Origin of the sequence: Weissella kandleri (assembly GCF_001438705.1) — a bacterium.
In the GTDB taxonomy this organism is placed as follows: domain Bacteria; phylum Bacillota; class Bacilli; order Lactobacillales; family Lactobacillaceae; genus Weissella; species Weissella kandleri.
The window spans coordinates 34,593-46,391 of sequence record NZ_JQBP01000005.1 but is presented as its reverse complement, the minus strand read 5'-3'; the positions used below and the strand labels follow the sequence as shown (position 1 = coordinate 46,391).

9 protein-coding genes are annotated in these 11,799 nt (G+C 35.0%); all 9 read right to left on the bottom strand.

Features of this window, described 5'->3' with window-relative positions; all coding sequences use genetic code 11:
- Positions 1–7: 7 nt before the first annotated feature.
- Positions 8–625 carry a metallophosphoesterase gene (locus IV73_RS05280; protein WP_057755906.1) on the bottom strand — a complete coding sequence of 206 codons (618 nt, stop codon included), beginning with the start codon at positions 623–625 and terminating at the stop codon, positions 8–10.
- A gap of 14 nt (positions 626–639) precedes the next feature.
- Positions 640–1,731: a M24 family metallopeptidase gene (locus IV73_RS05275; protein ID WP_057755903.1), complete on the bottom strand. Its 1,092-nt coding sequence runs from the start codon at positions 1,729–1,731 to the stop codon at positions 640–642.
- 215 nt (positions 1,732–1,946) lie between these two features.
- The gene (gene hpf, locus IV73_RS05270) at positions 1,947–2,492 is read right to left on the bottom strand and encodes a ribosome hibernation-promoting factor, HPF/YfiA family (RefSeq protein ID WP_057755900.1); all 546 of its coding nucleotides are present in this window, start codon (positions 2,490–2,492) and stop codon (positions 1,947–1,949) included.
- A 145-nt stretch (positions 2,493–2,637) separates the two neighbouring features.
- Complete coding sequence (locus IV73_RS05265; protein ID WP_057755898.1) at positions 2,638–3,321, bottom strand: ComF family protein; 684 nt, start codon at positions 3,319–3,321, stop codon at positions 2,638–2,640.
- Between the two features lie 161 nt (positions 3,322–3,482).
- Positions 3,483–4,679: an IS110 family RNA-guided transposase gene (locus IV73_RS05260; RefSeq protein ID WP_057755896.1), complete on the bottom strand. Its 1,197-nt coding sequence runs from the start codon at positions 4,677–4,679 to the stop codon at positions 3,483–3,485.
- Between the two features lie 365 nt (positions 4,680–5,044).
- Positions 5,045–7,987: a mucin-binding protein gene (locus IV73_RS05255; RefSeq protein ID WP_057755894.1), complete on the bottom strand. Its 2,943-nt coding sequence runs from the start codon at positions 7,985–7,987 to the stop codon at positions 5,045–5,047.
- A 164-nt stretch (positions 7,988–8,151) separates the two neighbouring features.
- On the bottom strand, positions 8,152–9,027 hold the full coding sequence (locus IV73_RS05250) for a sortase domain-containing protein (RefSeq protein WP_057755892.1): 876 nt from the start codon (positions 9,025–9,027) through the stop codon (positions 8,152–8,154).
- Between the two features lie 15 nt (positions 9,028–9,042).
- Positions 9,043–11,352: a hypothetical protein gene (locus tag IV73_RS05245; protein WP_057755888.1), complete on the bottom strand. Its 2,310-nt coding sequence runs from the start codon at positions 11,350–11,352 to the stop codon at positions 9,043–9,045.
- Between the two features lie 27 nt (positions 11,353–11,379).
- A partial coding sequence (locus IV73_RS05240; protein WP_236697738.1) for a hypothetical protein occupies positions 11,380–11,799 on the bottom strand: 420 nt, incomplete at its 5' end.

Here is an 11,799-nt window from a genome sequence, read left to right as displayed (position 1 = left end):
AAACACCTTAAACTTTGGTCAAAACAGCCTGCTTACTTTGAATTAATGTATCAATTTCATCTAAGTTCAATGGTGTGCCCCAAACTGGTCGCTGACTTTCTGGTAAATACTCAAAATCAGCACTGTCAATCCCAACATTTAAATTACTGGCTAATGGTACTTGATCATGGTGAATATGCCCATGCAAATTAATACTACTCTTGGATGGTCCCAAAATTAACGGATAATGTGTCAAAAAGAATTGATGATGATGGGCTTTCACAATCAACCCAACATCAGAAAAGGTAAATTTGCTTCTCCCATCGGCTAAATCAGGGTTATGTTGCATCAAAAATTTAAATAGATCTCGTGAATCATGATTACCTTTCACTAAGACAATATGCCCATTGAGTTGCATTAAAACTTGGAAAACCAATTCAAACGCATGCTTAGGGGGCTTAATTCCATTTAACATAGCAAAATCTCCCAGATGATAGACCGTATCACTTGGCTTGACGCGATTATTCCACCGCTCAATTAAAGCAGCATGTTCGCTTGCTAAATCCTGAAACGGACGGGGTGAAAAATGTTCACTTTTTAATAACTCAGCATGAAAAAAATGCATATCTGCCGTAAAAAATTCCATCTTTTTAGCTACCTCTAGTTGACTACCACTAATTCATCAGTTAAATCAGCCGTCAAATTTTCAAAACCATTTTTCGTAACAATCACATCATCTTCAACCCGAATCCCAAATTGATCAGCTAAATAGATGCCTGGTTCGATGGTCAACAACATTCCTGGTTCCAAACGCTCATCTCCGCCTTGCGAAGCGACTGGACCTTCATGAATTGCCAAACCAATCCCGTGCCCCGTCGCATGGTTAAAGTTGGTACCATAGCCGGCCTTTTCAATTATCGCACGGGCTGCTTGATCAACAGCTCCCGTCGTAACACCTGGGCGCATTTTTTGCACCGCCGCCCGTTTAGCTGCTAGCAACAAATCATAAGCCGACTTCATTTCATTGGTCGCCGAACCTAAAACAAACGTCCGTGTAATATCAGAAGTATACCCATCGACAAAATAACCAAAATCAATCGTAATAAATTCACCCGCCACTAATGGCTTATCTGAAGCTTCACCATGAGGCAAAGCCCCTCGAGTTCCTGAAACCACAATTGTCTCAAAAGATGCTTGCGTCGCTCCCAAAGATTTAATAATTTGATCTAACCGATTGGCCACTTCGCGCTCCGTCATTCCGACATGCACTTCTTTTAATAACTGTTGAAAAGCCTGAATTGCTACTTGATTAGAGTGGCGTAAAGCCTCGATTTCTGTTTCGTCTTTAACTTGACGCACCCATTCTACCAATTCTGGAATTGGCATAATATCAGAATCAGCACTAGTGCCTTCAAAAGTTTCATCTAAAATATCAAAATATCTAAAGGGCATTGTATCCTCAAAGCCCAGGTCCTTAATTTGAAACCGCTGCGCAGCTAACATTGCCACCCCATAGTAATCTCGCGTAATCAACAAATCAATCCCAGTTTCTAATTGTTCCCGCAATTCCACTTCATACCTACTATCCGTAATTAAAGCTGCTTGTGTGGGTCCAATTAACAGAAGTCCTTCCCCAGTTCCGCCACTAAACCCACTTAAGTACTTAAGATTGTCACCATCAGCTATCAACATTCCATCAGTCTTAAAAACTTGTAAATTTTTACGAACCTTGGCAATTCTTTCTGTATACATTTTACGTACCTCTCTTCTTATCATTATTATACCTGTATCACCTAAATTTTTCTGCCCCTCCTCAATATTAATCGCAGAATTATTCAAAAATTTACTTTTTTCGTTACATAAATCGGTTTAAAAAATGATCAATTTTACGCTACCGGTCAAGAGATATTTTTCTAAACAAAAAAGCTGATAGTAACAATGTTACTATCAACTTAATCATATTTTAGTTACATATCAGTATCTAAGACTGAATACTTTCCATCTTTACGTTTATAAACAATTGATGGGCTCTCAGTCTCAGCATCTTCAAAAATAAAGAAGGAATGTCCCAATAAGTCCATTTGTAAAATGGCCTCTTCTACATCCATTGGCTTTAATGATAGATGCTTCTTCCGAACTACCTCAAACTCTTGTTCCGGTCCTTCATCCACGTCGTCCGTAAAGGTTGCAATGCCCTTATATCCCTTTTCACGTGACTTACGATTAACTTTTGTCTTATACTTACGGATTTGCCGCTCTAATTTTTCTGATACAAAATCAATTGCTTGATACAAATCATCTTGGGTATCTTCAGCACGTAATAGCAAGTATGGTAATTGAATGGTTACCTCAATTTTAAATGTTCGTTCTTGATACGAGCGGACATTAACATGCGCTACATACTTATTATCATCACTCAAATAGCGCTCGAGACGAGATAAACGCTTAACCACGTAATCTTTAATTGCCTCAGTTACTTCGATATTCTCACCACGTACGATAAATTCTAGCATAGTGTAAATCTCCATTCTCTTTTTTCATGAATCACTATCACAGCGCTTCATGCAGAAAATATGTAAGCGTTAACATCTTTCCTGTAATATTATTATAACATAGTTCCTTTAAGCCGGAAACTTTTCTCATAATTTTTTTATTATTTTATCGCGCTAATGTAATAGAAGTCACTGAAGATGCTCCAGACCTATAAAACAATTCGGCAGCCCAATACAATGTGCTACCAGTTGTATAGATATCATCAATTAACACAATATGCTGATTCACAATCGCATTTTGAGTTACATTCAGTCGAAATGGTGATGCGCCTTGCATCCGTTGTGATCGATTGAGAGAACTTTGCGTTACCTTATTTTCTCTCGTACACATTAACCAATCCTTAAACACCCAGTCATTTGTCAAAAGACCTTGTACATGATTAAAGCCTCTTTGCTTGAAAGTGGTTGCACTGACTGGAATTGGGACCAAACAGCTTGCATTGTCCACTAATTTACTTTTAATATGCTCCGTAAAATTTCCTGCAAAAACCTGACGTAGATGATATCCGCCTTTCAATTTATAATTTTGAAAATACCACTGCATCATCGTATTATATTCATACAGTGCATCGTTATGTAACAAAGACTGTCCTTGCCGCTGCCACCGAATGCAGTCATAACAAAGCCCATCATTTGGTCGTCCACATCCCCGGCATGTTCGACTACTGATCATTTTGAAACGACCTAAACAAGTGTTGCATAGAATTTCGAGTTTTTGTGGAACATTCAGTAAAAATGTTACTAAATTCCAATCTGGCACAACCTGCTGCTGACAATATTCACACTTCATCCTTTTTCCCAATCCAATTCAACCTTTGAATTTCAAATTGTGCTAATAAAACTTTTCCGCTACATGTCAAGGGACATTTTCAATTAACTTACATTTTTATGTACGCTTAAATAAACCTCATTAAAAATGAGATTTTTTAAATATAGATTATCTATTTTTATTTAATCATTACTATACGTATAAGTAGCATCTGTTGTTACTAATTTATGAACGAGTCTCAACATCCTATCTGTAGCGCCCATCAAAATTTTCTTTTTCCCATTTAATTCATTCTTCGATCTATGCTCATACCATCTAGCTACCGGATTATCTTCATGAGTTCTTTTAGCTGTTTTAATCATATTTAAAGTATCTAAATATAGGATACGTCTCGCAATAGGATTACCTCTTTTGGTTATCCTGCCTTTAGATTTAAATTGTCCAGAATCATAAAAACTTATATCCAATCCGACATATGCATTTAATTTTTGAGAAGTTTTAAACCTTCTAATATCGCCAAGTTCTGCAATAAGTCCAACTACACTTACTTCAGCAAACCCTGGAAGTGAACAAAGTTTTTCGAATTCTTCTAATTTAGCTGCTTTCTTTACCATATCTTCAATAATTCTATCTTTTAGTAATTGTAACCTAAGTACTTCACTAGCCCAATGAGAAACTTGATCATTCATAACAGACTCTACAGGTACGGCAACTGCTGTAATATTCGCTAGTTCAATTAATCGATTAACTCTTTTAATATGACTTTTTTTGCTTTTTGATAATAATCCACCTAATATTGCGAAAACTTCATCAGTATTTTTCCCAGCGATTATACCTGCGTGTGGAATTATTTTAACTATATTGTAGAATACGTCAGTTTTGTTACTAGAATACAGTTTTTCAACATCTGAAAAAGTAAGCTGTAAAGATCTATGTAATCTATTTTTGGCATTTATATGATCTTGACTTATAACTTGATAGTAACGATGAGCATAACGTAACTCAGAATATATTAATTTATTCATGACAGTAAAGTCATATTTATTTTTTACTTGCACAATAGCAAGCTTCTTTGCGTCTAATCTATCATTCTTAGTTTTACGTAAAGTATCCATTTCCTTTTTAGCCAAAAGTGGATTAATTATCACATATTTAAAATCGTTCAGATGTAAATAATATTGAAGCTTTTGTGAGTACACACCAGTAGGTTCGAAAATTATCTCTACTTCAACTTTACTAGACTCTAATAAAGCAGTTAATTTTTCGAATCCAAGTAAGTTATTTTCAACAACACCTTCTCTTTCGATTTCAAACGTATCGTTTAAAATACAAAAATTTAATTTTGCTTTACTCACATCAACTCCAACAACTTTACGCATTTAATACAATCTCCTTATATAATTTATTGAGGTTTTCACAGAATTTCAATTTTCCATGCACGGATTCAAAGTCCAACTCACTACGAACGATTTTTCTGTGAAGTAGTCATTTTCACCGACGGAATCTAAGTCCAAAGTTTAAATCCGACATTACCTTCTAATACATTGTGCCATATTAAACAATAATAATTAAAACAATCTATTTTATTTCAATATTGTGTGATTCAAATCATTGTTTCTAGATTTAATGTTTTTCCTAATCAGGAATAAACCTTAACAAAGCTATTGTCATTTTATTCGATTTTTTTGTAACAACAGAAAAAAGGATGTACTAAAGTCACATCCTTTTCTTTTATTTAACTACTTTATTTGAAAATATTTACAATCTTATTAATTACCTGACCAACAATATTTGTCGATCCAGTGTGTGATAGCTCCTTCTCAGTCTTATCAAAGTGAACTTCGTAATTTTGATCAGTCTTATCATCATGATCAAGAGTTACCCCGCCCTTTGGAAATTTATCTTCTTTCAACTTGTAACCATCAGCTTCTATTTTGTCGATTGATTCCTTAGTTGAATAATCTAACTTTTGGTCACTCTTACCTGTTAAACCATCTTCTTTAATTATCTTCTTTGAAGCATCTGATTCACTATCATCAATATATGTTACTTTACCTTTTTGCTCACCAGCTTTGTAAATGACATCTTTATCAATGTTTTTATCAGTCGGCTTAACATCCTTAACTTCAGCTACTTTTAATTGATCAGCTGTATAACCATCTAACTTTGGACTCTCTACCGCATTAAAATTATTGTTCTTTGAAGTCCATGCAGTTTCATTAATAACCTTATTAGTAACATTATCCGTTACAATTGTTTTGGTAAAATTGGCATGTTGAACTTTTGAATCAAATTCTTTACCTTTAATCTTCTCTAGCCCTTCATGCTTCTTGTCATCTGAAGTATCGGTTTTACCTGAAACACCGTCACTTACTGTTGATTGAGCCGATTTATCCTCTGATGACTTATCTGCTGAGGCAGTATCATTATTCTTATTTTGAATATCTGAAGTTTGTTTCCAATAATTAACGGTCTCAGTAACGCTCTTGATTAACTTATCAGGATCCATACCCTTTGGATCCTCAGGTCTGTGTTTAGTTGACGTATGATCAACAATAACAGTAAATGTTTCATTTCCATTATGAATATGTCCCTTTGGATAATTATCTTTATTCAGTCCATATCCTTTAGCCGCTAAGGCCTTAATCTCTTTATCAGTTGAGTAAGTAGAAGCTTCACCATTAATCGCATTTTCTACGTCAGTGGCTACTACTTTATTATCTTCAACTTTATCAATATAATTGACTGTCATTTTAACTTCATCAGCCACATAAGAAATCTTAGTGTCTTTTGTTGCGTCCTTGACAGCTGGTGCCACATAACCCTTCGTCCGATCATTGGCATTAACCAGCTTCAAATCTTTACCATCAGGGCCCTGGGCTTTCTTACCCTTCACATATGGAATTGTATAAGATTGCTTAATCTTAGCCGCATCTTTATCGTCGTTTACGTATCCTGGCATCTTATCCTTAGCACTCGCTTCATCTGTCACAAACTTCGCAATTGGAGTATAGACATACTTTTCAAGTGTCGTCTGTCCTTCGGCCGGAAAATCAGCTGTCACGGCGTATGGGGCCGTTGTCTTAGCTCCAGTTGGCTTACTGGTTAATACATTACCCTTGATAACTTTAGACTGCACTGTGGCTTTATTTGCTCCTGTTGGGTTATTTTTAGAACCATTGGGCCAACCAATGACTGGATCGCCAGCAGCAGCAATATCCTTACCATTCTTATCAACATACTGAGCTTGGACTTGTGACTGTCCTTGCGACATCATTGAACTCGAATTGATGTGCGTTGTATTGCTTTCCGTAGTCGTACCTTCAGGGGTAGTGATTGACGTAACGGTATCGACATCATGATCGATTGCACCGTTAGCCAATGTCCCATACATGTAATCTGAAACGTTTCCGGCGTATTTATCCATCATGTCATTGACTTTAGTTGCGGCATCACCTGTGTACTTAATACCAGCTGCTTTTTCAAAGAAATCAACTCCACTTGTAGCACCCAACTCTTGATACAATTGAGTATCTTTCAATTTTGGAGCATATTTAGCCGGATTAGAAATATAAAGAACTGTCGTCAACTTATGACCATCTTTAGAAATAGACTTGGCGTTAACGACACCAGTATATTTAGCTGCTTCAGCTTTTACCTGGTCTAATGTTAATCCAGCTGGCAAATCTAAATACTTAATTCCTTGCTTGTATGCATCGCTTACTCGATGGATTCCTGCATAAGTTTTACCATTATTGGAGAAATTAGCTACTGTGAATACCTTATTGGCTTCTTTGTTGTATGCGTAGAACCAAACATTGAAAGTTCCATTGGTAGTTCCAATGAACGTATCATTCTTAACTGTGGCTTCAGCAGTTTGATACATTGGCGTTGTAGGTAAATGCTTACCTGTCGTATATGAATCATAAGCAACCAAGTTACCAATTCCGACTTGATTACCAACACCAGTTACTGGTGAAGACGTCTTATAGCCGTTCGCATAAAACATATTTCCTGTTGTATCTTTGGCAGTCGTATTCACAGTAGACACTAACTTACCGTTATATTTAAGATGAATCGATTGATAAGACATGCTGTTGCCATCGGCATTCATCTTTAACGGAAAGACTGCTCGCGCATTTCCAATTCGTGCGCCCAACTTAATCGTACCTGTTGACTGCCCTGGAGCATCTTTCACCACTTTGAAAATCATTCCTCGGTCATCAGATCCCGCTCCCTTAATCGCTCCCTTTGTAACATTATTTTGAGCAAACAAATGATTATTCCCAGTAGAAACCGAAGGAAAATCGGTTGTATAAGGAATGATAATTGTATCACCCTCTTTTAAATTATTGAATTCATAATTGAATTCAATACCTAAATCGAATGCTGTATTGTCTGTAGTATAAGTCGAGCCTACCTTTTGTCCAGTATCACTTGTCAATACTGGTGTTCCAATAATTTTGGCATGGCTTGTATCTTTATCTGCCGTATAAGTCGACCCCGTTGTTGCACTTGGGCGAATCGATTGGGTCAATTTAGATTGTAAGTCGCTCATGCTTTGACCTTGTTCCTGTTGCATGGTTGTTTTATCAATATCTTTATCATCGGCGTGACCCACAATTGGAGCTACATTCATTGCTCCTAAAACTGTTGGCACTAATAAAATACTACTTTTAATTTTCATAATTTCATTCCTTTATTCTTTATTCCAAAGTAAATTAACATCTAAATATCACTATGCGTTAGCATAAAAATCAAAATAATTACATATATAAACAACATAATAATTTCAAAAGCTAATACATGTTTATCCCTCTCATTCATACCCCTATCCCTAAAAATAAGCTGTTAGTTAAGTTGTGGAAACAATAACTTTTCTGATTCATTTGCGCTATTAAATGGTTTAGTTTCAACTAACAATCCAGTCATAACAATTCGATTTACAGGGCTTAAATTAAATTTTTGCTCATCACGTTCATCACAAGTAGACATTGTCAGCATTGCTAGCCCATCAGCTGCCTCATCACTCATGACATTGCCATGAATCTGATGAATAATACGCTCTCCTGGAATTTTGGTAGGATTGTCATAGCTCTTTAATGGATCAATCGAATCTTTACCTGAGCTATCTTTTTGCGCATTTAACTGATAGATATACAATTTTTTACCATCTGTAATGTAGACCAGTGGCTTTTTATTAACATCTATCCCATGTTGCATCGGGCTAAAAAATGTTCGGCCATCAGGAAATGTGTGAGCTTCGACTCCAAAATTCCCCATTTCTCCCATAACCTGATTAGCTTTTCCCGTCACAGCACCATAACTCATTGCTTTATTTTGAAGATTATCATTTGAAGAACCTTCATTTATTTGCATTGATCTAATAGGAATAGTTACTCCTGTTTGTTTTGGCACTGCAATATAACCACGATGATCCAATCTTCCAGATGAATTATGATATTTCTTCAACTGATAGCCGTTTGGTATGTTAGATCCAGAACTATATACCTTCGATTCTGATTTTATTTTTACTGGTCCCTTAAATTCTTGACTTTGATATTCTCTGGCTAATTTCGGCAACATTTGATTATCCAAATGAGTTTTCAATAAAACACCACCAATAAATGCGAATAATACAATTACTAAAATTAACCAATTCTTTTTTCTTGGTTTATTAATATTTTGGATATTAGAAGCACTTTTTTGTTCAATATTTAAAGCCATCTTATAATACTCCCTTTACTCTGACGCATTTGAATAGCTGCTACCAGTTTGACTAGCAATGTATTGCAGTAATTCTTGATTATGATCTAGATTTGCTTTTGCAAGGCTTATTGCATCTAAAATTCGATTATTTGCGACCAGTAATTTACCAACAGAAAGTACACGTTCACTAGTTTTTAGATTCATATTTTTATAATAATTGTCGTATGTAACCAAACTATTCATTCCAATTGATAAATCAAGATCCTTAAAGTAGTTATCAGCTTTAGAATCATCAGCAGTTTTAGGTGTTTCATTACTTTCTTTTGATTCAGATGTTTGCTTAATACTTTTATTTGATTCCAATTTTTTCTGAGTTGAATTTGCCGCCGCAGTAGCTTGATCTGCTCGAACATTTGCTTGATTCACTTTAAATACGGTAAATGCAATTCCACCAGCTAATACAAAAAACAAGACACTTACTAATATTCCCTTAATAAAACCAGATGAGCTTGAATTAGTTTTTTCAACTTCATTTGATTTTGGCTGTGTCAACACAGAGGCCATCATCGTTTGATTAAACGCTTGGTTCTTCTCTGAAGTAATCTCTGCTACTCTAGCATTGGCACGTGCCGCTTCCTCACTTGTAGCAACTAATCTTGAATTCACAGTTTGCAATTCAAGATTCTTTGCAGATAATTCTTCTTTTGCTTTATTTGCTGCTTGTTCAAACAAAGTATTTTGTTTTTGCAAATTCAACAGTTTATTTTGAATTTCAGTTATATTCGTTTGAGCATTGCGTTCTTGAGTTAATTTTGTTTCTGCCGCAAGAGATTTGACATATTCCTCAGATAACTTACCCTCGTCGACTTCTAATTGGGATTGAAGCTCTTCATATATATTATTCAGAGTTTCTAAATTATCCTTATTTAACTCATATGCCTTTGCATTAATATAAATTGCCAATTCATCAACAAAACTTTTTTCAAGACTGTTTAATGAAATATCAATTTTTTGACGCATTATTGACAACGCATTATTTGACTCTTGTCCAATTTCAGACACCTTTGCATTATTTAATCTATTCTCAGTGCTCCGTTCATTGGCATTCTTTTCAGATTCAATTTTGCTTAACTCATCCTCATGTCGTCTGTTCTCGGCAGAAAGCGCTTGTTTATATTTCTTTTGTAAAGAATCTAACTCAGTTTGAATTAATTCTTTATACTTATTTTCAATTTTGATTTTAATCTCATTCAAAACTGGATCTTGCCAGTTCGAACTAGTTAATTTTGATACATTATTTTTATAATCTAGATAAAGTTTCTGTATACCTTCTTCACTTAATACCTTACTTTTTGTTGCATCTAATAGTTCTGATGCAATAGAATTCATAAATGTATTTGCATCATTTTTTCTATTTGTTATTTCCACTTCTACATACGAGCTATCAGTAGATTTAGATTCATTAGTTTTAATATTTGAAGAATCAAATTGTGGCGCCTTTAGGCTGATCTTTGCAAAAATATTATTAATAATATTTTCGATACCATCATTAACATGATGAGTTATATTATCTTGTGAATCATGATTTACAACATTTTTTTCAACATAATTTGTATTATTATTTATATTATGTTTCCTATTGACATTATCAATTTTCCCTTCAGGCCTCTTACTTACAGACTCTTTTTGCCTATTTTCAACATATTTTACTTGTCGTTCTGAAGTTTTATTGACCGGTGGTAATGGCTTGTTACGCTCCTTAACATGGGGATCATTATTAATCCTCGTAGTTTTAGGAATCAGTTTTGCTGGAATAATACGTAAATCTGAATCATTTTTCAAAGCATTATTATATTGATCATTAGTTGGTAATACAGGTAAATCTTTTGGTTCAATTTTGGTAAGTTTAATTGAATAATCAATTAACTGACTAACTGCCGACTTAATATCACTATATTCAATCTGTTCATTTAAACGAGTATCACGATCATTAAACGTAGACATAGCAGTTTGAACAACAAAATTATCAAAATTCAAATCAATAACTGGATTTTCCCAGGTTAATCCAACAGGATATGTTCCATCATTTTCATCGTTTATCATAAAACGAAATTGTTCCAATACTATCTTTTGACCAGATGCTACCACGTAATTTTGCTTTAGAGATTGTGTGAATTGATTTAATTCATCTAGCGTCGCTTTTGGCCAATGTTCCTTTAACTCACCACTTGATTCTATTGCTTCTTTTATGAGTGTGTTCTTTAAATCTAACTCACCAGGTAAAATTTCCACATAATATGGCTCAGTAATGGCGGGCTTCTTCCTAAATTTTTTCCCAAACATATAATCCTTTACTCCTTATTATTTACTTTAGAATGGCCAGGCAAATCCTAATCCACCACCAGCTGCTGTAAATGTTGCATAAAGCCATCCAAATATCATACCGGTTAGCATAACTCCACCAATTGTTAAACTGGCTTTAACGATTCCTTCATTACCTTCTTGTACACCTTTCCGGCTACCAGTTGCATGTTTAATCCAGGCAACCGAGAATGCGATCATTGCAACAATTAGGGCAAAAGACATAAAAAGAGTGTAGATCTTAGAACCACTATTTTTAGCTGAATCCAATAATTCAGCATGTGCAGCTAATGGATATGCTAAGCCAACCAACATTGAAGTTAGAGAAGCACACACCTCACTATGCTTTCCCTTAATTTGTGATACTTTCGTAAGAAAACTAATATTATTCATTTTCTTAACCTCCATAAATTTTGTTACCATTCCTGG

What these genes read in the sequence shown, in the direction of transcription:
- hpf (WP_057755900.1), bottom strand. Translation starts at nt 2,492, where the DNA reads ATGCTAGAATTTATCGTACGTGGTGAGAATATCGAAGTAACTGAGGCA.
- IV73_RS05265 (WP_057755898.1), bottom strand. Translation starts at nt 3,321, where the DNA reads ATGAAGTGTGAATATTGTCAGCAGCAGGTTGTGCCAGATTGGAATTTA.
- IV73_RS05255 (WP_057755894.1), bottom strand. Translation starts at nt 7,987, where the DNA reads ATGAAAATTAAAAGTAGTATTTTATTAGTGCCAACAGTTTTAGGAGCA.
- IV73_RS05250 (WP_057755892.1), bottom strand. Translation starts at nt 9,027, where the DNA reads ATGGCTTTAAATATTGAACAAAAAAGTGCTTCTAATATCCAAAATATT.
- IV73_RS05275 (WP_057755903.1), bottom strand. Translation starts at nt 1,731, where the DNA reads ATGTATACAGAAAGAATTGCCAAGGTTCGTAAAAATTTACAAGTTTTT.
- IV73_RS05260 (WP_057755896.1), bottom strand. Translation starts at nt 4,679, where the DNA reads ATGCGTAAAGTTGTTGGAGTTGATGTGAGTAAAGCAAAATTAAATTTT.
- IV73_RS05280 (WP_057755906.1), bottom strand. Translation starts at nt 625, where the DNA reads ATGGAATTTTTTACGGCAGATATGCATTTTTTTCATGCTGAGTTATTA.
- IV73_RS05245 (WP_057755888.1), bottom strand. Translation starts at nt 11,352, where the DNA reads ATGTTTGGGAAAAAATTTAGGAAGAAGCCCGCCATTACTGAGCCATAT.